Here is a 21,860-nt window from a genome sequence, read left to right on the forward strand (position 1 = left end):
CGGTGATGAAGAGTCTGGATCAGATCGCCGCCGAACTGGCTGGCTACGACCCGCAATCGCTCAGCGTGCCCGCTGCCAGCGCTTTCATCAACGCACTGGTGCAGCCGGTCAGTGGCTTTGAGGACTGCGCCATCACCCAGGCGCTGGGCCGGGTGTTGGCAGCCGACGTGGTGTCACCGCTGAGCGTGCCACCGCACGACAACTCGGCCATGGACGGCTATGCCTTCGACGGCGCCTTGCTGGCCAGCGGCCAGGCCCTGGTGCTGCAGGTGGCGGGCACGGCGCTGGCCGGCCAGCGCTGGCGCGGCAGCGTAGGCCCGGACCAATGCGTGAAGATCATGACCGGTGCCGTGATGCCCGAGGGCCTGGACACCGTGGTGCCGCAGGAGATGACGCGCCTGGACGGCCCCTGGGTGCACCTGCCCGCCGGCCAGTTGCAGCGCGGTGACAACCGCCGACTGATGGGCGAAGACCTGCACCAGGGCAGCGTGGCGCTGAGCCAGGGTGAGCTGGTCTCACCGGCCGCCATGGGCCTGCTGGCCAGCCTGGGCCTGGCCACGGTGCCGGTGCACCGGGTGCTGAAGGTGGCCTATTTCTCCACCGGCGACGAAATCCTCAGCCTGGGCGAGGCGGCGCGCGAGGGCGCCGTCTACGACAGCAACCGCTACACCGTGTTGGGCATGCTGGCACGGCTGGGCTGCCAGGTGCTGGACCTGGGCGTGGTGCCGGACGATCCGGGCCAACTGGAAGCCGCCTTCAGCCGCGCCGCGCGCGAGGCCGACGTCATCATCAGCAGCGGTGGCGTCAGCGTGGGCGAAGCCGACCACACCCGCGCCATGATGAAGCGGCTGGGGGACGTGGCGTTCTGGCGCATTGCCATGCGGCCAGGCCGACCGATGGCGGTGGGGCGCCTTGGCCAGGCGGTGCTGTTCGGCCTGCCGGGCAACCCGGTGGCGGTGATGGTCACCTTCCTGGCCTTTGTGCGGCCGGCACTGCTGCGCATGATGGGCTGCCGCCCCCGCCCTCAGCCACTGCTGAGGGCACACAGCGTGGAGGCAATACGCAAGAAACCGGGCCGCACCGAATACCAGCGCGCCGTGGTCAGCAGCGGTGCCGACGGCCAGCTGCAGGTGCGCATCACCGGCAACCAGGGCTCGGGCGTGCTCAGCTCCATGGTGCAGGCCAATGGGCTCATGGTGCTGGGCCATGACCAGGGCACGGTGCGACCGGGCGACCTGGTGGACGTGCTGATGTTCGACGGCGCGTTCTGACAGCGCCGCCAGCCATCCCGGCGCACAATGCGGCCTTGGGGGAAAGGGGAAAACCAAGATGGCCGGTACCGCCACAGACCAAGCCACTGACAACAGCATGCGGCAGCGCTTTGAGCGTTGCGTGTTGCCGCACCTGGACGCGGCCTACGGGCTGGCGCGCTGGCTGGTGCACGACGAACAGGTGGCCGAGGACATCGTGCAGGACGCCTTCCTGCGTGCCCTGCAGCAGTTCAGCAGTTTTCGCGGCGATGCGGCCAAGCCCTGGCTGCTGGCCCGGGTGCACCAGGCGGTGCGGGATTGGCAGGCCCGCAACCCTGCGCCACCGCACGCTGGATTGCTGGCTGATACGCAAGAAGCGGCCGCACAGGCTTTCGAAGCCGCAACGCCTGCGCCACCCCGCAAGCTGAAATTGGGCCGTGCGCAGGTCAACACAGCACTTGCCCGCCTGGCCCAACCGCTGCGTGAAGTGCTGGTGCTGAGCGAGATCGAGGAACTCTCTCCCGAGGACACCGCCCTGGTGCTGGGCATCTCCAGCAGCACGGCGCTGGCGCACCTGGCGCAGGCGCGCCGGCAGCTGTACCTGCATTTGCGCGACGGCGACAGGCGACCCGAACATGAACGCCCCTGAGACCCGCGCCCTGCCACCGGAATTGCGGCAACTTCTGACGCGCCACGTGGCGCCACCCGGCCTGAAGCGGCGCGTGGCCTACCTGGTGGCGCAGCAGGCGCAGGCCGCCGATGTGCCCGCGCCACCGCACCGTTCGGTGCCGTGGTGGCAACAGGCCTGGCGGCCGGCGGCCGGCCTGGCCTGCGGCGTGCTGCTGACCGTCTTGGCCCTGCCCTGGCTGGCGCCCTCCCACAGCGGCCAGGATGGTGGCCAGCCCTGGCAACAGCAATTGGTGGACGACCACGTGCGCTCGCTGATGGCCGCCCACCTGACCGACACCGCTTCCGCCGACTGGCATACCGTGCAGCCCTGGTTCGTGGGCAAGCTGGACTACACGCCGCCGGTGGTGGATGTCAGCGACCAGGGCTTTGCGCTGGCCGGCGCACGGCTGGACTGGCTGCAGGGGCGCGGCGTGGCCGCGTTGGTGTACCAACGCCGGGCGCATGCCATCAACCTGTTTGTGTGGCCGCAAGCCGGCCCCCGTATGGCGCCAGAGCCGGGCAGCCTGCGTGGCTACAACCTGGTGCGCTGGCGCGATGGCGAGATGATGTTTGTGGCCGTCAGCGGCCTGGGAGCAGCTGAGCTGCAGACGTTCGCCGGCCTGGTCGCAGCCAGGATGGCCACGCGCAACCCGGGGCGCTGACTAGCGCCCTCGCGCCCTTCCGCCCTTCACCTGGCCCTAGCGCCGCCCCAGCGCCAGTTCCACGCCACGGTTGGCCAGCGCGTCGGCGCGCTCGTTGCCGGGGTCGCCGGCGTGGCCCTTGACCCAGCGCCAGTCGATCTGGTGGCCAGAGTTGGCCACCACCGCGTCCAGCTGCTGCCACAGCTCCACATTCTTCACCGGCTGCTTGGTCGAGGTGCGCCAGCCCTTGGCCTTCCAGCCGTGTATCCACTCGGTGATGCCCTTGCGCACGTACTCGCTGTCCAGGTACAGCGTCACCGCGCAAGGACGCTTGAGCGCGTTCAGCGCCTCGATCACCGCCGTCAGCTCCATGCGGTTGTTGGTGGTGTTGAGCTCGCCGCCGAACAGCTCTTTTTCGCTGTCTTGCGACATCAGCAGCACACCCCAGCCGCCGGGGCCGGGATTGCCCTTGCAGGCCCCATCGGTGTAGATCTCCACCTGGTTCAATCGGTTGTCTCCAAAACGTTGCTCATGGTTCAAATTCATGCTGGGGCGCGGGCGCGCGGTGCGTGCGCCCGGCAATCGACACCGGCGCCGCCGCCGCACGCTGGGACACCGGCTTCCAGGCCGGGCCCAGCAGCCGCAAGCCGCGCACCCGCTTGACCGCCACCAAAAAATACACGGCACCGAAGATCGGCCACCAGCGGTCACCCACCTTGTCCAGCCACTCGAAGCGGCGCAGCCAGTCTTCGTTCTCCACCGCCGGGCGGTAGCAGCCGAAGCGACCGGTCTCCACCTCGAAGCTGAGCAGGCGCAACCAGTCGCGCAGGCGCCGGTAGCCGATGAACTCGCCCGCATCGGGCAGGAACAGCTGGGTGCCCAGCCCCAGGCGGCGGTACAGGTGGGCGCGGCGCTGGCGCATGGCCCACAGGCTGGTCGGGTTCAGCCCCGAAATCACCAAACGGCCCTCAGGCACCAGCACCCGTTCGACCTCGCGCAGCGTGGTGTGCGGGTCGGCGCTGAGTTCCAGCGCATGGGGCAGCACCACCAGGTCCAGGCTGGCAGCCGGAAACGGCAAGGCGGAAAACTCCGTCACCAGTGCCGCCCGCACCGGCGGCACACTGCCGGGCAGCGCACCGGTAGGCGCCTGCAGCGGCTGCGGGGTGGCCAGCCAGCGGTGCGGCATGCGGTTGGTTTGCAGCGTGTCCAACTCCGGCAAACCCAATTGCAACGCGTGGTAACCAAACATGTCGGCCACCGCATCGTCGAACTGTGCCCGCTCCCATTCCAGCAGGTAACGGCCGGGCGGGGTCTGGAACCAGTGTTGCAAACCTATAATTTGATCGCTCATGAATTGCCGCGATTTTAGACACCCCTGCCGGACCCACCATGCATAACGACTGCGGCGGGCTCCACAGCACAACGCCATACACACCCGGTTTGCGGCTCCCCTCCCTGCTCACCCAAGCCCTGGCAACCCTGTTGTTGTTGCTGCTGGCGGGCTGCGCCACCACCGCCCCGGGGGTGGCCACGCCAACAGCGCCGCAACCGGTGGCGTCGGCACAGGACGCCTCCGCCACCCCGGCCAGCACGCCTGTGTTGGCGCCGCTTTACCCGGGCGGCCCGCTGCGCCCCATCACCGCCGCCCAGGCCGCCTCGTTGGGCGTGAAGCAGCTGTCGGCGCCGGCCGACCTGTGGGAGCGCATGCGCCGCGGCTTTGCCATGCCCAACCTGGAAAGCGACCTGGTGCGTGACCGCGAGCAATGGTATGTGACGCGCCCGGACTACATCTTTCGCATGACCGAGCGCTCGCGCAAGTACCTGTTCCACATCGTCGAAGAACTCGAGTTGCGCAACATGCCCACGGAACTGGCGCTGCTGCCCTTCATCGAGAGTGCCTTCAACCCGCAGGCGGTTTCCACCGCCAAGGCGGTGGGCATGTGGCAGTTCATCCCCAGCACCGGCAAGAACTTCGACCTCAAGCAAAACGCCTTCCGCGATGACCGCAAGGATGTGCTGGCATCCACCCGCGCGGCACTGGACTACCTGCAAAAGCTGCACGGCATGTTCGGCGACTGGCAGCTGGCGCTGGCGGCCTACAACTGGGGCGAAGGCAGCGTCGGGCGCGCCATCGCCAAAAACCAGCGCGCCGGCCTGGGCACCACCTACAGCGACCTCAACATGCCGATGGAAACCCGCATGTACGTGCCCAAGCTGCAGGCGGTGAAGAACATCGTGGCCGCGCCAGCGATGTTCAACTCGCGCCTGCCCGACATCGGCAACCACCCGTATTTCGACACCGTCACCCTGACCAAGGACATCGACGTGGCGCTGGCCGCCAAGCTGGCCGAGGTGCCGCTGGACGACTTCAAGGCGCTGAACCCGTCGGCCAACAAGCCGGTGATCCTGGCCGCCGGCACGCCGCAGATCCTGCTGCCGTGGGACAACGCCACAGTGTTCCAGCGCAACCTGGACGCCTTCACCGGCACCCGGCTGGCCAGCTGGACGGTGTGGGTGGCCCCCGCCACCATGAAGGTGGCCGACGCAGCCAAGAAAGTGGGCATGAGCGAGGCTGAGTTCCGCAACGTCAACAACATCCCGCCGCGCATGCTGATCAAGGCCGGCTCGTCGCTGCTGGCACCGCGCGCCAACTCGGTCAGCCAGGACGTGGCGCTGCACATCGCCGACAACGGCCAGATGGCGCTGGCGCCCGAGGTGGTGCTGCGCCGCACCGTGGTCAAGGCCGGCAAGAACGACAGCGTGGCCAGCATTGCCACGCGCTACAAGCAAAGCGGTGCCAACGTGGCCAGCTGGAACAAGGTCAGCGCGCACGCGGCCTTCAAGCTGGGCCAGCAGGTGGTGCTGTACCTGCCGGCGCAGGCCAACCCACCCGCCGCCAACCGCGTGACCCGCAGCGTGGCGCGCGGCAAGGCCAAGCCGGCACCGCGACGCGTTGCGAAAGTAACACCACCCCGCAAGGCGGCGGTGCGGCCGACCAAGAAGTGACTTGACCGGGGCGCCGCGCCTGCTGATACTCGCGCTTGATGACCAGCGTAGACCACACGACCCCGCCCGCGCCACTGCTGACCCAGCCGCTGGCCAACCTGACGGCCTGGACCCGGCACTTCAGCGACACCGACATTCCCGTCTGCGCTGACACGGCCGCCCAGTTGGAGGCCTTGCGCGCCGACCCCGACAAGGTGGACGCCAACATGCTGCGCGACATGGCCGCCGGCGACCCGTTGATGACGCTGAAGATCCTGGCCTGGGTCGCGCGCAACCGGCCGGAGCGCATGGTGACCGAGACCGAAAGCGTGACCGCCGGCTTGGTGATGCTGGGCATCAGCCCGTTTTTTCGCGACTTCGGCCCGCAACTCACCGTGGAGGACCGGCTGGCCGACAAACCGCAAGCCCTGGACGGTCTGCGTGCCGTGCTGGGCCGCGCCTACCGCGCGGCCAATTTCGCGCTGTGTTTCGCGGTGCACCGCGCAGACTATGACGCCGACGTGATCTGCCTGGCCACGCTGCTGCACGACTTCGCCGAAATGCTGCTGTGGTGCCATGCGCCGGCGCTGGCCTTGCACATACGCGAAGCCCAGCGCGCCGACCCCACGTTGCGCTCGGCCGACATCCAGAACCGGGTGCTGAACATCGAACTGCCCGACCTGCAGCAGGCACTGATGAAGGCCTGGCACTTGCCCGAACTGCTGGTGCGCATCAGCGACGACAAGCATGCCACCCAATCCAATGTGCTCAGCGTGACGCTGGCCATACGGCTGGCGCGCCACACCGCCCAGGGTTGGGACAACGCGGCGATACCCGACGACATCACCGAAATCGCCGAGTTGCTGACGCTGTCGCCGGCCGCTGCGTTGGAGTTGGTGAAGAGCGTGGACCACTGAGGTTTCAGGGCCATGCGGATCTATGCGGATTTCAATGGCTGGCTGACCGGCTTGGAGCCAGAACACAAGGCCGTGTGTCTGGAAGGTTTCGGTACCTTGCGCGACTTGAACGCCCATCACTTAAAGCTCTACGACGGCTTGGAACTGACGTTGTGGTCTGACTCCAGTGACGATGAGATCATGGAGACGCGAGCCCGGGTCTATTGGTTCGCCGACACGCGCAAGACAAGGGGTGGCCAATGGCTGGCGGATATTGATCCGCAAGCGGTTCGTTACCTCTCAGCAAACCCCGGCGACCTTGCTGCCAATCGGTTTCTATGCAGCAATTGTGAGATCGATCTAACTGAAACTTTGGATCGATCCGCGATACCACCTGCTGGCGAGTGCCCTGCATGTCGCACGCCGATGGGCGAAGCGCTTGCGCCCCCCTCAGAGCACACATAAGTCGTCAGAGCTTCTCGGTCTCGCCCGCCTTGGGTTGCCAGGTCATCAACCGCCGCTCGATGCGGCCCACCAGCCCATCCATCAGCAGCGCGCAAGCGGTCAGCACCACGATGCCGGCGAACACGGTGTTGACGTCAAAGGTGCCCTCGGCCTGCTGGATCAGGTAACCGACGCCGCGCGCTGAGCCCAGGTATTCGCCCACCACCGCGCCCACAAAGGCCAGGCCCACGGAGGTGTGCAGGCTGGAGAACACCCAGGCGGTGGCGCTGGGCAGGTACACCGTACGCAGCAGTTGCCGCTGGTTGGCCCCCAGCATGCGGGCATTGGCCAGCAGCACCGGGCTGACCTCTTTCACGCCCTGGTAGACATTGAAGAAGACGACGAAGAACACCAGGGTGACGGCCAGCGCCACCTTGCTCCACACACCCAGGCCGAACCACAGCGCGAAGATGGGCGCCAGGATGACGCGCGGCATGGCGTTGGCAGCCTTGATGTAGGGCTCCAGGATGGCGCTGGCCATGGGCGACAGCGCCAGCCATAGCCCGCACACCAGGCCCAACGAAGTGCCCAGCGCGAAGGCCAGCCCGGTTTCCAGCAGCGTGACACCCAGATGCAGGTAGACATCGGCCCGGCCCGGCAAACCATCCGGGAAAACGGCACTGGGCCCGAAGCCTATGGGTGAGAACCACGACCAGACGCGCCCCGCGACTTGCAGCGGATCACCCAGGAAGAACGCCAGCCGCTGGTCGGTGGAGACCAGTTGCCACAGCGCCAGCATGGCCACCAGCACCCCCAATTGCCAGACCCGCAGGTTGCCCTGGGTTGGCTTCAGTTTCTGCCACAAACCCATTCAGGCGGCCTTCTTCAGTTGTTGCGCGTAGCCCTTCAGCACCTCGTCGCGCAACACGTTCCAGATGTCGGCATGCAGCTGCACGAAGCGCGGGTGCACGCGCACCTCGGCCACATCGCGCGGACGCGGCAGGTCGATAGCAAATTCACCCATGGGGTGGGTGGCCGGCCCGGCCGAGAGCACCACCACGCGGTCGCTCATGGCGATGGCCTCATCCAGGTCGTGGGTGATGAACAGCACCGCCTTTTTCTTCGCCGCCCACAGCGCCAGCACCTCGTTTTCCATCAACTGGCGGGTCTGCACGTCCAGCGCGCTGAAGGGCTCGTCCATCAGAATGATGTCGGGGTCCAGCACCAGCGTCTGCGCCAGCGCCACGCGCTTGCGCATGCCGCCAGAGAGTTGGTGCGGGTAGCGGTCCTCAAACCCCGCCAACCCCACCCGCTCCAGCCAGTGCAACCCCAGCGAGCGTGCTTCACTCGGTGCGATGCCCCGGTAGTTGAGCCCCAGCAGCACATTGTCCAGCGCGCTGCGCCAGGGCATCAGCGCCTCTGTCTGAAACATGTAGCCGGCACGCCGGTTCAATCCCAGCAAGGGCTGGCCAAACACCCGCACTTGACCGCTGGAAGGCGCCAGCAAGCCGGCCGCTACATTCAGCAGCGTGGACTTGCCGCAACCCGTCGGCCCCACCACCGACACGAACTCACCGGCCTGCACACGCAACGTGGTGTCTGCCACCGCCGTGTAGCCGGCGCCGTTGCCATCCGCAGCACGGAATGTGCAGTTGATGTTGATCAGCTCAAGCGCAGGGGCGTTGGTCATGGTTGGCGATCTTACTGTCCTTTGCTGCCGATGCCGCTGGTGCGCGTTGCGCAGGCACGCCAGCCAGATTGGCAGGATCAGGTCGCCATGGCGTTCAGCGCAGCGGCATCAAGGAGGAGGCCCGCAGGGCCGGGGGACAGCCGCGGAGCTGAGCGCCGTGGCGGCCTGATCTTCGCAAACCATAGTCCCGTGAAAGGCTTCGACAGGCTCAGCCCGAACGGGAGTGAAGTTCAACCCGAGCGGGAACGGCGACTAGGCCTTGAACTTGTCCTTGGCGCGCCGGGCAAACACGTTGGTGTAGGTCTTGGCCAGGTCGATCTTGTCGGCCTTGATGCTGGTGTCGAAGCTGGTCAAGGCTTTGAGCGCCGTGCGGGCGCCTTCGTCCGGCACGATGCCGTCCAGCGCGATGGCCTCGCGTACCTTGTTGAAGGAGGCCAGGTACAGCCCACGGTCACCCAGCAGGTAGTTCTCGGGCACCGTCTTGATGATGTCGCTGGGGCCGGCTGTCTGCAGCCACTTGAGGCCTCGCACGATGGCGTTGGCCAGGGCCTGTGCAGTGTTGGGGTTCTTCTGCACAAACTCCACCGGCGCGTACAGGCAGGCGGCCGGCATCGGGCCGCCGAACACCTCTTGCGTGCCCTTCAGCGTGCGGGTGTCCGAGATGATGCGCACCTCGCCCTTTTGCTCCAGCATGGTCATCACCGGGTCGGTGTTGCTCATGGCGTCGATCTGGCCCGAGCGCAGCGCGGACAGCGCGCCGGCCGCCGTGCCCACGCCGATGAAGCTGACGTCGCTGGCCTTCAGCCCGGCGCGCGACAGCACCAGGTTGGCCACCATGTTGGTGGACGAACCCGGCGCCGACACGCCGATCTTCTTGCCCTTCAGGTCGGCCACCGTCTTGTAGCCGGGCATGGCCTTGGTCGACACGCCCATGGCGATCTGCGGCGCCCGGCCCTGCAGCACGAAGGCCTGGAACATCTGGTTCTTGCTCTGCAGGTTGATGGTGTGCTCGTAGGCGCCACTGACCACATCGGCCGAGCCGCCGACCACCGCCTGCAAGGCGCGCGCGCCGCCGGCAAAGTCGCTGATCTCCACTTCCAGCCCTTCGGCGGTGAAGTAGCCCAACTGCTCGGAAATCGTCAACGGCAGGTAGTAGAACGCGGCCTTGCCACCGACGGCGATGGCGATCTTGCTTTTTTCCGGCTTGGTGGCCTGCGCCCAGACACTGGGCAGCGCCAGCGAGGCGGCCGATGCCGCCGCCAGCAGCGTGAAGCGGCGCCGGCTGGTGGCCGGGGCCGCTTTCTGCCAATTGTGAGCAACCATGTGGAGTCCCCTGATCTTTTGTGGGACCTAGATTACCCAGGTTGGTGCAAGACCGCATTGGGACCATCCCTTCGGGGTTTGTACGTACCAAGCGGGGGAGGTAACAAATCCTTACAAATTGCGCTGTCCGCCGTGTTCAGCCTTGCCCAGCCACCAGCGTGGCCACTTCGGCGGCCGAGCGCACACCCAGCTTGGCGTAGACGCGGGCGCGGTGCACCTCCACCGTGCGCATGGAGACATGCAGTTCGTCGGCAATGATCTTGTTCAGCTTGCCGGCCGCCACGCGCTGCATCACCTCCTGCTCACGCTCGGTCAGGCTGGCCAGGCGGGCCTGCAACTCATCCGCGCGGGCGTGGCTCTGGTTCATGGCGGCGGCCACGGCCAGCGCCTGCTCTACCCGGTCCACCAGCGTGTTGTCGCTGTAGGGCTTCTCCAAAAAGTCGAAAGCGCCCTTCTTCAGCGCCTCCACCACCATCGGGATGTCGCCGTGGCCGCTCAGGAACAACACCGGGTTGCGCAGCCCGCGGCGCAGCAGCTCATCAAACACCTGCGGGCCGGACATGCCCTCCATGCGCACATCCAGCAGGAACACACCCGCCAGCGGCTTGGGCGCGGCATCCACCGTGGCCAGCAACTGCACGCCGCTGCCGTGCGTCCGCACGTCCAGGCCGCGCGAGGACAGCAGGAAGCCCAAGGCGTCGCGCACCACGCCTTCGTCGTCCAGCAGGTAGACCGGGCCGCCGGGGTTTGCCGGTTGAACCGTGCTCATGCGGCCTCCACCACCGGCGGCACGGTCTGCTGCAGATCCACCGGCAGCGTGAACGAGAAGCAGGCGCCGCCGCCAGGGTTGTCGCTGGCATCCAGCACGCCCTGGTGCGCCTCGACGATGGAGCGGCAAATCGCCAACCCCATGCCCATGCCCTCAGTCTTGGTGGAATAGAACGGCGCGCACAGGCTGTCGGCGCTCTGGCCCTTCAGGCCGGGGCCGTTGTCGCGCACGTCGATGCGCACAAAGCGTGGGTCAGCGCTGCGCGAGGTCTGCACCTCGATGCGGCGCGACTGCCCCGGCGCCAGCGGCTGCTCACTCAAAGCGTCGCAGGCATTGCGCACCAGGTTGATGACCACCTGCTCCAGCAGCACGGTGTCCACCACCAGCGTGGGCAACTGCGGGTCCAGCTGCAGCGCCAATTGCACCTCGTGGCGCTTGAGCTCGCGCGCCAGCAGGGCCACACCGTCCTGCACCACCGCATTGGGCGCACAGGGCTCCAGCCGGGGCTCGCGCCGGGTCAGGAATTCGCGTATGCGGTGCACGATGCGCCCGGCATTGGCCGCCTGCTCGCCCATGCGCTGCAGCGCGCTGAGCACCGCCGGGTCGGCACTGGCGTGGCGCTGCAGCGAATTGAGCACGCCGGCGTTGTAGCTGGAAATGGCGGTCAGCGGCTGGTTCAGCTCGTGCGCCAGTGTCGAGGCCACCTCGCCCAGCATGGTCAGGCGCGCATGGTGGGCCGTGGTATCGGTGCGGCGGCGCTCACGCTCTTCCAGCCGCTTGCGTTCGGTGACGTCCAGCACCGAGCCCATCCAGCCCACGTGGCGCCCGCCGGCATCAACCAGCGGGGCCTCGAACACCATCACGTCCAGCAACCGGCCGCTGCGGTGGCGCCACACCGCCTCGTAACCCTCGCGCGGCGCCTGGCCGGCCAGGTTTCGCCGGTGGCGCACCATGATCTCCTCCAGCGAGTCGGCCGGCCAATAGGGCATGGGCGGCAGCAGGCCCACCAGCTCCTGCGGCTCGTAGCCCACCATGTCGGCCAGCGCGCGGTTCACATACACCAGCCGGCCGTCCAGGTCACGGGCGCGCAGGCCCACCACCAGCGAATCCTCCATGGCGCGACGCCAGGCTGCCTCGGTGCGCCAGGCCGCTTCGGCGCGCGACACGCCCAGCATCTGCTTGCGCAGCATCAGCGTGGTCAAGCCAATCAGCAGCACGAAGCCGGCCACCAGCAGCACCGACAGGCTTTGGTACCAGGGCAGCAGGCGGTCGCGCGCGATCAGCTCCAGGTAGGTGTCGATCCAGATTGGCGACATGCTGATGCGGTAGGTTTGCAAATCCCCCGGGTCGCGGCCCTCGGTGGTGGAGGCCATCACATTGCCAAAGCTGTCGACAAAGCGCACGTCGTACTTGCGCGCCAGCCACCAGGGCACGTTCTGGCGCAGCATGTCGGCCGGTGAATAGCGCGCCACCAGCGAGCCGCCCGACGCCAGCGGCGCGGCCAGGTGCGACGAGGTGCCCACGTTGGACACGGCAGGCACGCCCAGGCCGGCGCTGCCGGCCGCTGTCGGCGGCAGTTGCGCCACCAGGCGGTGGTTGGCGTCCAGCCAGGTGATGCTGATCCAGAAACGCCGCAGCCCCAGTTGCACCTCGGGCAGGTTGGCAAAATCCTGCGGCGTGGTGGCGTGGCGCTGCATCACGCCGGCCAATTCTTTGAGCAGCAGCGTCTCGCGCTCGACGCGCGCACTCATCTGCGACTCCAGCGACAAGGCGTCGGTGATCATCTCCAGCCGCTGCTCCTCGGCATCCGACGAATGCACCGCCCGCAACCAGGCCAGCACGGCGGCCACAAAGGCCAGCGACAGCAGCAGTGGAACTGCCCACAGGCCGCGCCGCGACACCGGGCGCGGCGGCACGGCCACGGCCGGATGCTGCGGCGCAACAATTGGATCTGCCATAGCCGCAAGTCTAGACTTGCAAGGCAGGGCCCGCAGGGGCCGGCGGCAAAAAATGTGGAAGTCCACAATTTCCGCGTCGGCCACCCCCTGCGCACAATCCCCCCGGCAAAGGCAGCCATCCCGACTGCCCCCGAGGAGACCTCTCAATGACCGCACCCCTGACCCGCCGCCTGGCGCTGGCCGCCTGCGCCGCCGCCGCCCTGACCCTGTCCGCCGGCTCCGCACTGGCCCAGGCCCCCATCGTCATCAAGTTCAGCCACGTGGTGGCGCCCGACACGCCCAAGGGCCACGGCGCGCAGCGCTTCAAGGAACTGGCCGAAGAGCGCACCAAGGGCCGGGTGAAGGTGGAGGTGTACCCGAACAGCCAGCTGTACAAGGACAAGGAAGAAATGGAAGCCCTGCAGCTGGGCTCGGTGCAGATGCTGGCGCCCTCGCTGGCCAAGTTCGGCCCGCTGGGGGTGAAGGAGTTCGAGGTGTTCGACCTGCCCTACATCTTCAAGGACCAGGCATCCTTTCGCGCCGTCACCGACGGCGCCGTGGGCGCTGACCTGTTCAAGAAACTGGAGCCCAAGGGCATCAGAGGCCTGGCCTACTGGGACAACGGCTTTCACATCATGAGCGCCAACAAGCCCTTGCACAACGTGGCCGACTTCAAGGGCCTGAAGATGCGCATCCAGAGCTCCAAAGTGCTGGACGCGCAGATGCGCGCACTGGGCGCCATCCCGCAGGTGATGGCCTTCAGCGAGCTGTACCAGGGCCTGCAGTCCGGCGTGGTGGACGGCACCGAGGGCGTGGCGTCGAACTTCTTCACGCAGAAGATTTATGAAGTGCAAAAGCACATCACGCTGTCCAACCACGGCCACCTGGCCTACGCGGTGATCGTCAACAAGAAGTTCTGGGACGCCCTGCCGGCCGACATCCGCACCACCCTGGAAGGCGCGATGAAGGACGCCACCATCTACGCCAACGACATGGCCAACAAGGACAACGCGCAGTCGATGGACAAGATCAAGGCCAGCGGCAAGACCACCGTGTACACGCCCACCGCCGCCGAAACTGCCGAATGGAAAAAGGCCCTGATGCCGGTGCACAAGGAGATGGAAGCCCGCGTGGGCAAGCCCACGATTGACGCCGTGTACAAGGCCGCCGGCTTCGTCGCCCCCTGAACTGGCAGCCCAGCATGCTGAACCGCATACTCGACCACCTGGAGGAATGGTTGATCACCTTCCTCATTGGCGGCGCCACGCTGGTGATCTTTGCCGCCGTGCTGCACCGCTTCCTGTCCGGCGTGCCCTACATCCAGGACTACACCATCCGGCTCGACGTCAGCTGGGCGCAGGAGCTGTGCATCTACATGTTCGTGTGGATGGCCAAGTTCGGCGCCGCCTATGGGGTGCGCAACGGCACCCACGTGGGCGTGGACGTGCTGGTGCGCACCTTGTCGCACGACAAGGCCAAGTACCTGATCGGCTTCGGCCTGCTGTGCGGTGCGCTGTTCACCGGCATCGTGGGCACGCTGGGCGCCACCTTCGTGTGGGAGAACGGCTTCCACCACGCCTGGCTGCACATGTGGGGCATGAACGTGGGTGACATCCCCGAAGGCCCGACCTCGCCGGACCTGGAGATCCCGACCTGGATCGCCTACTCCTGCGTGCCGCTGGGCTCGTACCTGATGAGCTTCCGCTTCCTGCAGGTGTTCTGGGGCTTCGTGCGCACCGGCGAGGTGCCGCACCACGGCCACGGCCATGTGGAAGGCGTGGACGAAGACGCAGCCGCAGCGGAACTGGCCGCCACCGACAAGGGAGCACGCGCATGAACACCCTCATCATTTTCCTGCTGCTGATGGCGCTGATGATCACCGGCATGCCGATCTCGATCTCGCTGGGCCTGACGGTGCTGACCTTCCTGTTCACGATGACCGACGTGCCGATCGAGAGCGTGGCGCTGAAACTGTTCACCGGCATCGAGAAGTTCGAGATCATGGCGATCCCGTTCTTCATCCTGGCGGGCAACTTCCTGACCCATGGCGGCGTGGCCAGGCGCATGATCAATTTCTGCACCTCCATGATCGGCCACTGGTATGGCGGCATGGGCCTGGCCGGCGTGATGGCCTGCGCGCTGTTCGCGGCGATCTCGGGCTCTTCCGTGGCCACGGTGGTGGCGGTGGGCTCGATCATGCTGCCGGCGATGGTCAAGCAGGGCTACCCCAAGCGCTTTGGCGCCGGGGTGATCGCCACCTCGGGCGCTTTGGGCATCCTGTTCCCGCCGTCGATCAACCTGGTGATCTACGCCATTGCCACCGCCGGCATGAACGCCACCGGGCCGAACGGCGAAGCGGTGAGCTCGGCCTCGGTGGGCCAGTTGTTCCTGGCCGGCATCGTGCCGGGGCTGACGCTGTCCTTCCTGCTGGGCCTGACCACCTGGTACCGGGCCAAGAAGCACGACTACCCGCGCATGCCCAAGGCCACCTGGTACGAGCGCTGGCGCGCCTTTCGCGAAAGCATGTGGGGCATCCTGCTGATCGTGGTGGTGATTGGCGGCATCTACAGCGGCAAGTTCACGCCCACCGAGGCGGCGGCGATGGCGGCGGTGTATGCCTTCTTCATCTCGGTGTTCGTCTACAAAGACCTGAAGCTGAAGGACGTGCCCAAGTCGCTGCTGGGCGCGGCGGCCATGAGCTCCATGCTACTGTACATCATCACCAACGCGGTGCTGTTCAGCTTCCTGATGACGTCGGAGCAGATTCCGCAAGCCATGGCGGCGTGGATGACCAGCCAGGGCTTCGGATTGGTGGCCTTCCTGCTGATCGTCAACGTCATCCTGCTGGCGGCCGGCAATTTCATGGACCCGGCGGCGATCGTGCTGATCATGGCGCCCATCCTGTTCCCGGTGGCGGTGAAGATGGGCGTGGACCCGGTGCACTTCGGCATCCTGATGGCGGTGAACATGGAAGTGGGCCTGTGCCATCCGCCGGTGGGGCTGAACCTGTACGTGGCCTCGGGCATCACCAAGATGGGCATCACCGAACTGACGGTGGCGGTGGCCCCGTGGTTGCTGACCATGGTGATCTTCCTGCTGGTGGTCACCTTCTGGCCGGCCATGTCGCTGTGGCTGCCGCACTTGCTATTCAAGTAAGCACGTAGTTAACAACCCCCTCAGAAAGCGTGGCATCGGGTAACTGGTGCCACGCTTTTTCTTTGGTCCCTCGCGCTGCATGAAGGCCACCCTTTGGTGGGCTGCCGACGCCGCTGGTGCACGTGACTCCGCGAATGTCCCCCGGGCCTGCGGCCCTCCTCCTTGATTTCGCTCCGCCACGCGCCCCAGCGACATCGGGTCAATTGGCAAGCGCAACGCTTGAACACGGAGACACCGGCTCGCTAACCACGCTCGCAGGATCAGGTCGATGCGGCATTCGGCGCAGCGGCATCAAGGAGGAGGGCCGAAGGCCCGGGGGACAGCCGCGGAGCCGAGTGCCGTGTCGGCCTGGTCCTCGCCAACCCGGTTGGCCAGCAAACGTCCGCATGCAAGAGCGTGGGAAGCTCAGCGCCGATCGGCCAGCGCGTGGGCGATGGTGCCCAGGTCCACGTATTCGAGCTCGCTGCCCATAGGCACGCCGCGTGCCAGCCGGGTCAGCTGCACGCCGCGTGCCTTCAGGCCCTCGTTGATCACGTGCGCGGTGGCCTCGCCTTCGGCGGTGAAATTGGTGGCCAGGATGACCTCGCGCACCTCACCGTTCAGCGCCCGCTCGAACAGCTTTTTCAGCCCAATGTCGTGCGGCCCAATGCCGTCCAGCGGGCTGAGCTTGCCCATCAGCACGAAATACAGGCCCTTGTAGGCCAGCGTGCGTTCCACTGCCGACTGGTCGGCCGGCGTTTCCACCACGCACAGCTTGCTATGGTCGCGCTTGGGGTCCAGGCAGGTGCTGCACACCTCGGCCTCGGTGAAGGTGTGGCACAGCACGCAGTGGCGCACCTGGCCTGCCGCCTGCGACAGCGCGCGCGACAGCAGCTGCGCGCCCTCGCGGTCGTGCTGCAGCATGTGGAAGGCCATGCGCGAAGCCGACTTCACCCCCACGCCGGGCAGGCGGCGCAGCGCCTGGATCAGCGCGTCAACAGAGTTGGCGTCAGACATGGCGGCTTGTGCCAGCCCGGTGGGATGATGTCGTCAGAACGGGAACTTCATGCCCCCGGGCAGGCCCGGCATGCCGGCGGTCAGCTTGCCCATCTTTTCCTGCGAGGTTTCCTCGGCCTTGCGCACGGCGGCGTTGAAGGCGGCGGCCACCAGGTCTTCCAGCATGTCCTTGTCGTCGGCCAGCAGGCTGGGGTCTATGGTGACGCGGCGCACGTCGTGCTTGCAGGTCATCAGCACCTTGACCAGGCCCGCGCCCGATTCCCCGGTGACTTCGACGTTGGCCAACTCGTCCTGGGCCTTCTTCAGGTTGTCCTGCATGGCCTGGGCCTGCTTCATCAGGCCGGCCAGTTGTCCCTTGTTGAACATGGTGTGGGTTCCTTTAACTCAATGTGTTGTCGATTGTCGCGCAAGCGGCAGGTGAACTCTGTTCAGGCGGGCTTGATGCTGCCGGGCACGATCTTGGCGCCATAGTCGCGCATCATGCTCTGCACGAAGGGGTCTTCAAAAACGATCTTCTCCGCCAGCAACTGTTTCTCGGCCGCGGCCTTGCTGTTGCGGCGCGCCGGGCTGTCTACCACGCGGCCCACCTCCACCGCCAGCTTGACGTCAAAGCCCAGGGTGCGCAACGCACCGGCCAGGCGTTCGCGGCTGACCGGCTGGTTCAGCGACTCGCGCTCCACCCGCAGCAGCCATTGGTCGGTGTCGCGCGCCACCAGTTGCGACTGCAAGGCCAGTTCGCGCACCAGCGCGGCGATGGCCTCCTGCGCGATCAGCTGCGTCACCTGCGCGTGCCAGAAATCACCCTCTTCGGTCAGCACCAGGGTGCTGGCGGCACTGGTGCCGGGCTCCAGGCGCGGCTCGGCGCGGGCGCTGGGCTCCACCTGCGTGCGCACTGGCATGGCCAGCACCTGGTCCTGCGCGACCGGTGGCGCGGTGGTCGGCCGCAGCGGCGCGGCCTCGCGCGCGTCGTGCACGGCCAGCACCTGGCCGGGGGGCGCTGCAGCAGGGCCATTCGGCTCAGGCTCATCTTCCCAAGGTGGCGTAGGGGCAGACCTGGTTGCAACGGTGGCAGGCGCCGATGCCGGCGCACGCGGCGGCATGGCCGCGGTCACCGGTGCCGGCGTGGCGGGCCGTGGCTGCACCACGGATGCGGCTGGCCGCTGCTGCACCGAGGGCGCACCTGGCTGCGACTGCAACGACGGCGCCCCCGGCTGCGGCTGCGCCGCAGCGGGCCGCGCGTCATTCAGAGTTTTTTTTTCCGCCGGGCCGCTGGCCATGGCACCGGGCTTGAAGGCCAGCAGCCGCAGCAACACCATGGTCAGCGCCGCGTACTCATCGGGTGCCAGGCCCAGCTCGGCACGGCCGTGCAGGCACAGGCTGTACAGCAACTGCGTCTCGTCGGCCGGCATGGCCTGCGCCAGGCGAGCCAGCTCGGCGGCCTCGGGGTCGGATTCGTCCGCGGCGTTCTGCGCCGCAGGCACCGCCTGCAGCACCGCCATGCGCTGCAGCACCACGCTCATTTCTTCCAGCGTGGAGGCGGCAGACAAGCCCAGGTTGCGCAGGTTCTCGGAAGTGTCCACCACCGTCTTGCCATCGCCCCCGGCCAGCGCGGCGATCAGTCGGAACACATGCGAGCGGTCGACACTGCCCAGCATCTGGCGCACCGTGGCCTCGTCCAGCTTGCCGGAGCCGAAGGCAATGGCCTGGTCGGTCAGCGACAGCGCGTCGCGCATGGAACCCCTGGCGGCGCGCGCCAGCAGGCGCAGTGCCTGCGCATCGGCCGGCACGTTTTCAGCGGCCAGCACATGCTCCAGGTGCGCGCGCACGGTCTCGGGCGCCATCGGCCGCAGGTTGAACTGCAGGCAGCGCGACAGCACGGTGACCGGCACCTTTTGCGGGTCGGTGGTGGCCAGCACGAACTTCAGGTATTCGGGCGGCTCCTCCAGCGTCTTCAGCATGGCGTTGAAGGCGGTGTTGGTCAGCATGTGCACTTCGTCGATCATGAAGACCTTGAAGCGCCCCTGCACCGGCTTGTACACCGCCTGCTCCAGCAGCGACTGCACCTCGTCCACGCCCCGGTTGGAGGCGGCGTCCAGTTCGGTGTAGTCGACAAAGCGGCCAGCGTCGATGTCCACGCAGGCCTGGCAGACGCCGCAGGGTGTGGAGGTGATGCCGCCCTGGCCGTCCGGCCCCTGGCAGTTCAGCGACTTGGCCAGGATGCGCGATACTGTGGTTTTGCCCACACCGCGTGTGCCGGTGAACAGGTAGGCGTGGTGCAGACGCTGGCTGTCCAGCGCATTGGTGAGCGCGCGCACCACGTGCTCCTGCCCCACCATTTCGGTGAAGGTGCGGGAGCGGTACTTGCGGGCGAGCACGAGGTAGGACATGCATTCATTCTACGGTGTGGCCACGGCCTCTTCCGGCGCCGTTGCCGCGCCTTACCCCCCCTTTTCAACGGAGAACCCCTTTCATGATCCAAGGTCTGCGCACCATCAGCTATCCCACGCCCGATCTGGCGGCCGGCAAGGCCTGGTACGCCCAGGTATTGGGCCAAGCGCCCTATTTCGACCAGCCGTTCTACGTCGGCTTTGCTGTCGGCGGCTTCGAGCTGGGCTTGGTGCCTGACGGCCAGCCGGGTGCGACAGGCTGCACCGCCTTCTGGGGCGTTGAAAACGCCGACGCCGAACTGGCACGGCTGCTGAGCCTGGGCGCCAAGGCGCATGAACCGGTGATGGACGTGGGCGAAGGCATACGCGTGGCCTCTGTGACGGATCCCTTTGGCAATGTGTTCGGCATCATTGAAAACCCGCACTTCAAGCTGCAGGATGTGCGCTGACACCGCACCACAACAGGAGGTTCTCCATGCCCCGACTGCTTCGCGCCCTGGCCCTCGTCACGCTGAGTTGGACCGCCGGCGCCAGCCTGGCCCAGACGCCGGCACCGCCACCGGCCTGCACCAGCGCGCAACACCACCAGTTTGACTTCTGGCTGGGCGAGTGGGAGGTGTTCAACCCGGCCGGCAAGCAGGTGGGCCAAAGCCGCATCGACAGCATCTCCAAAGGCTGCGCACTGCTGGAAAACTGGCTGGGCCAGGGCGGGCTGGACGGCAAAAGCCTGAACATCTTTGATGCCAAGGACGGCCAGTGGCACCAGAGCTGGGTGGACAGCAGCGGCAGCCGGCTGGAGCTGGCCGGCAGCTTCGCCAACGGCGCCATGGTGCTGCAAGGCAGTGCGCCGGTGCCGGGCAAGCCCGGGGCCATGGTGACCCAGCGCATCACCTGGAGCGTGAACGCGGACGCCTCGGTGCGCCAGCTGTGGGAGTCGTCACAGGACGGCGGCAAGACCTGGGTGGTGGCCTTCGACGGCAAGTACGTGCGCAAGGCCAAGCCCTGAAGCCGCATGAGCTTATGGCCCACTGGCATAAGCAGCGCTCCTACAATCGCGCTTATTGATCCGTTTTTGCCGGAGTATCCCCGCATGCGCCTTGCTCTTACCGCCCTGTCCGCCTCCCTGTTGCTGATGGCCTGCTCCAAGGCACCGGAAACGCCTGCGGCCCCGGTGGCTGCCGCAGCCTCTGCCGCGCCCAAAGACGCCCACGCCGCCAGCATCGCCTGGGTCAAGCCCGAGGGTGCCGATGTGGAGGCCATCTTCGCCAAGGCCAAGGCCGACAACAAGCCGGTGTTCCTGTACTGGGGCGCGGTGTGGTGCCCGCCTTGCAACCAGATCAAGGCGACTGTCTTCAACCGGCCCGATTTCATCGAGCGCAGCAAGGCCTTCGTGCCGGTGTACCTGGATGGCGACACCAAGGGTGCGCAAAAGCTGGGCGCGCAGTTCAGGGTGCGCGGCTACCCGACGATGATCTTGTTCAAGCCCGATGGCACCGAGCTGACCCGCCTGCCCGGCGAAGTGGACGCCGGCCAGTACATGCAGGTGCTGGCCATGGGCCTGGCCAGCAGCTATTCGGTGAAGGAATCGCTGGCCGCCGTGCTGGCCGACGGCCCGGACGCCGCCAAGGCCAAGGCTGCGCTGACGCCCGAGGCCTGGCGCATGCTGGCCTACTACTCGTGGGAATTGGATGAAGCCAAGCTGTTGCCCAAGAAGGACGTGGCAGGCGCACTGCAAAAGCTGGCCCAGGCCTGCCCTGCGAACAATACGGAGGCCGCTACACGCCTGGCGCTGAAGGCCATCACCGCCGCCGCCAAGGACAAGCTGCCCGGCCTGGACATGGCCGCCGCCCAGACACGCGCGCTGCAGGTATTGGGCGACGCCAAGCTGGCGCGCGACAACTTCGACATGCTGGTCTACTACGGCGGTGACGTGGTGCCCGCCATCACCGCGGCCGGCAGCCCCGAGCGCGCCAAGCTGGTGGAGGCCTGGAACGCGGCGCTGGACAAGCTGGCGGTCGACGCCACGCTGTCCAAGGCCGACCGCCTGGGCGCCATCCAGGGCAAGGTGGGCCTGGCCGAAGCGCTGCGCCCCAAGGACAGCAAGGAGCCGCTGCCCGCCGCGCTGGTGGCGCAGGCCCGTGAGGCCGCCGAGGCAGCCGCCAAGTCCACCACCGACAAATACGAGCGCCAGGCCGTGGTGCCCAATGCCGCCGACCTGCTGGCAGACGTGGGCCTGCTGGACGAATCTGACGCCATGCTGAAGGCCGAGTTGCCCAAGGCGCTGTCACCCTACTACCACATGCTGGTGCTGGCTTCCAACGCCAAGAAGCGTGGTGACAAGGCCGGCTCGCTGGACTGGGCCGAGAAGGCCTATGCCGGTTCGGAAGGCCCGGCCACGCGCATGCAGTGGGGCACCGGCTACGTGACCAAAGTGGTGGACCTGGCACCGCAGGACAGCGCCCGCATCGAAAAGGCCGCGGCCCAGGTGATCAGCGAACTGGAACCCTCGCCCGAAACTTTTTACGAGCGCAACCGCCGCAGCCTGGAAAAGATGGGCGCCAAGCTGCTGGCCTGGAACGCCAAGGGTGAGCACAGCGCGGTGGTGAAGAAGCTCAGCGCGCAGCTGGACGGCGTGTGCGCCAAGCTGCCGGCGCAAGACGAATCGCGCGCCGCCTGCGCGGGTGTGTTCAAGCCGGCGGCCAAGACCAAAGCCTGAT

The 21,860-nt window shown here is 67.0% G+C and carries 22 protein-coding genes; 12 read left to right on the forward strand and 10 right to left on the reverse strand.

Translation table 11 applies throughout. The annotated features are described in order from the left end of the window. Positions 1-5: 5 nt before the first annotated feature. The 3 genes from moeA to AC1DX2_RS04365 all read left to right on the forward strand — a co-directional run bounded on the left by moeA (position 6) and on the right by AC1DX2_RS04365 (position 2,581). Complete coding sequence (moeA, locus tag AC1DX2_RS04355; protein WP_477195058.1) at positions 6-1,271, forward strand: molybdopterin molybdotransferase MoeA; 1,266 nt, start codon at positions 6-8, stop codon at positions 1,269-1,271. Between the two features lie 97 nt (positions 1,272-1,368). Next, a complete protein-coding gene (locus AC1DX2_RS04360) occupies positions 1,369-1,899 on the forward strand; it encodes a sigma-70 family RNA polymerase sigma factor (RefSeq protein ID WP_477195059.1) in 531 nt (176 codons plus the stop codon). Beyond that, positions 1,886-2,581 (forward strand): anti-sigma factor family protein, encoded by a 696-nt coding sequence (locus AC1DX2_RS04365; protein WP_477195060.1) that lies wholly within the window; start codon positions 1,886-1,888, stop codon positions 2,579-2,581. Before AC1DX2_RS04360 ends, AC1DX2_RS04365 begins: the two co-directional genes overlap by 14 nt. Before the next feature lie 36 nt (positions 2,582-2,617). On the opposite strand, the gene rnhA is transcribed toward AC1DX2_RS04365, so the two are convergent. Then, complete coding sequence (rnhA, locus tag AC1DX2_RS04370) at positions 2,618-3,067, reverse strand: ribonuclease HI (protein WP_477195758.1); 450 nt, start codon at positions 3,065-3,067, stop codon at positions 2,618-2,620. A gap of 22 nt (positions 3,068-3,089) precedes the next feature. After that, on the reverse strand, positions 3,090-3,911 hold the full coding sequence (locus tag AC1DX2_RS04375; protein ID WP_477195061.1) for a class I SAM-dependent methyltransferase: 822 nt from the start codon (positions 3,909-3,911) through the stop codon (positions 3,090-3,092). Between the two features lie 38 nt (positions 3,912-3,949). On the opposite strand from AC1DX2_RS04375, the gene AC1DX2_RS04380 reads away from it, so the two are divergent. From AC1DX2_RS04380 to AC1DX2_RS04390, 3 genes are read left to right on the forward strand one after another with little or no spacing between them, the layout of a single operon-like run. Next, the gene (locus AC1DX2_RS04380) at positions 3,950-5,566 is read left to right on the forward strand and encodes a transglycosylase SLT domain-containing protein (protein ID WP_477195062.1); all 1,617 of its coding nucleotides are present in this window, start codon (positions 3,950-3,952) and stop codon (positions 5,564-5,566) included. 38 nt (positions 5,567-5,604) lie between these two features. Then, positions 5,605-6,462, forward strand: a complete 858-nt coding sequence (locus AC1DX2_RS04385) for an HDOD domain-containing protein (RefSeq protein WP_477195063.1) — start codon at positions 5,605-5,607, stop codon at positions 6,460-6,462. A gap of 12 nt (positions 6,463-6,474) precedes the next feature. Beyond that, positions 6,475-6,906, forward strand: coding sequence for a hypothetical protein (locus tag AC1DX2_RS04390; RefSeq protein WP_477195064.1), 432 nt, complete (start codon positions 6,475-6,477; stop codon positions 6,904-6,906). 4 nt (positions 6,907-6,910) lie between these two features. Here the strand turns inward: AC1DX2_RS04390 and AC1DX2_RS04395 are convergent, their stop codons facing one another. The 5 genes from AC1DX2_RS04395 to AC1DX2_RS04415 all read right to left on the reverse strand — a co-directional run bounded on the left by AC1DX2_RS04395 (position 6,911) and on the right by AC1DX2_RS04415 (position 12,625). Continuing rightward, positions 6,911-7,756, reverse strand: a complete 846-nt coding sequence (locus AC1DX2_RS04395) for an ABC transporter permease (protein WP_477195065.1) — start codon at positions 7,754-7,756, stop codon at positions 6,911-6,913. Beyond that, positions 7,757-8,575 (reverse strand): ABC transporter ATP-binding protein, encoded by an 819-nt coding sequence (locus tag AC1DX2_RS04400; RefSeq protein WP_477195066.1) that lies wholly within the window; start codon positions 8,573-8,575, stop codon positions 7,757-7,759. It lies immediately after the preceding gene. A gap of 252 nt (positions 8,576-8,827) precedes the next feature. Continuing rightward, positions 8,828-9,898: an ABC transporter substrate-binding protein gene (locus tag AC1DX2_RS04405; protein ID WP_477195067.1), complete on the reverse strand. Its 1,071-nt coding sequence runs from the start codon at positions 9,896-9,898 to the stop codon at positions 8,828-8,830. Between the two features lie 136 nt (positions 9,899-10,034). Next, entirely contained in the window at positions 10,035-10,667 is a 633-nt protein-coding gene (locus AC1DX2_RS04410; protein ID WP_477195068.1) for a response regulator transcription factor, read from the reverse strand. Further along, positions 10,664-12,625 (reverse strand): sensor histidine kinase, encoded by a 1,962-nt coding sequence (locus AC1DX2_RS04415; RefSeq protein WP_477195069.1) that lies wholly within the window; start codon positions 12,623-12,625, stop codon positions 10,664-10,666. Before AC1DX2_RS04415 ends, AC1DX2_RS04410 begins: the two co-directional genes overlap by 4 nt. A gap of 146 nt (positions 12,626-12,771) precedes the next feature. Here AC1DX2_RS04415 and AC1DX2_RS04420 point away from each other — a divergent pair, with 146 nt between their 5' ends. From AC1DX2_RS04420 to AC1DX2_RS04430, 3 genes are read left to right on the forward strand one after another with little or no spacing between them, the layout of a single operon-like run. After that, complete coding sequence (locus tag AC1DX2_RS04420; protein WP_477195070.1) at positions 12,772-13,791, forward strand: TRAP transporter substrate-binding protein; 1,020 nt, start codon at positions 12,772-12,774, stop codon at positions 13,789-13,791. 14 nt (positions 13,792-13,805) lie between these two features. Next, a complete protein-coding gene (locus tag AC1DX2_RS04425; RefSeq protein ID WP_477195071.1) occupies positions 13,806-14,441 on the forward strand; it encodes a TRAP transporter small permease in 636 nt (211 codons plus the stop codon). Next, positions 14,438-15,760: a TRAP transporter large permease gene (locus AC1DX2_RS04430; protein WP_477195072.1), complete on the forward strand. Its 1,323-nt coding sequence runs from the start codon at positions 14,438-14,440 to the stop codon at positions 15,758-15,760. Before AC1DX2_RS04425 ends, AC1DX2_RS04430 begins: the two co-directional genes overlap by 4 nt. Positions 15,761-16,165: 405 nt before the next feature. On the opposite strand, the gene recR is transcribed toward AC1DX2_RS04430, so the two are convergent. From recR to dnaX, 3 genes are all read right to left on the reverse strand, one after another. Beyond that, positions 16,166-16,756, reverse strand: a complete 591-nt coding sequence (recR, locus tag AC1DX2_RS04435) for a recombination mediator RecR (protein ID WP_477195073.1) — start codon at positions 16,754-16,756, stop codon at positions 16,166-16,168. A 33-nt stretch (positions 16,757-16,789) separates the two neighbouring features. Beyond that, complete coding sequence (locus tag AC1DX2_RS04440) at positions 16,790-17,122, reverse strand: YbaB/EbfC family nucleoid-associated protein (RefSeq protein WP_477195074.1); 333 nt, start codon at positions 17,120-17,122, stop codon at positions 16,790-16,792. A 62-nt stretch (positions 17,123-17,184) separates the two neighbouring features. Further along, positions 17,185-19,143 carry a DNA polymerase III subunit gamma/tau gene (dnaX, locus tag AC1DX2_RS04445; protein WP_477195075.1) on the reverse strand — a complete coding sequence of 653 codons (1,959 nt, stop codon included), beginning with the start codon at positions 19,141-19,143 and terminating at the stop codon, positions 17,185-17,187. Between the two features lie 83 nt (positions 19,144-19,226). On the opposite strand from dnaX, the gene AC1DX2_RS04450 reads away from it, so the two are divergent. The 3 genes from AC1DX2_RS04450 to AC1DX2_RS04460 all read left to right on the forward strand — a co-directional run bounded on the left by AC1DX2_RS04450 (position 19,227) and on the right by AC1DX2_RS04460 (position 21,859). Next, positions 19,227-19,592: a VOC family protein gene (locus tag AC1DX2_RS04450; protein ID WP_477195076.1), complete on the forward strand. Its 366-nt coding sequence runs from the start codon at positions 19,227-19,229 to the stop codon at positions 19,590-19,592. Positions 19,593-19,618: 26 nt separating this feature from the next. Beyond that, on the forward strand, positions 19,619-20,149 hold the full coding sequence (locus AC1DX2_RS04455) for a hypothetical protein (protein WP_477195077.1): 531 nt from the start codon (positions 19,619-19,621) through the stop codon (positions 20,147-20,149). Positions 20,150-20,233: 84 nt separating this feature from the next. Next, complete coding sequence (locus AC1DX2_RS04460; RefSeq protein ID WP_477195078.1) at positions 20,234-21,859, forward strand: thioredoxin family protein; 1,626 nt, start codon at positions 20,234-20,236, stop codon at positions 21,857-21,859. Position 21,860 lies beyond the last annotated feature (1 nt).

The organism is Hylemonella sp. P2_B10 (assembly GCF_056404875.1).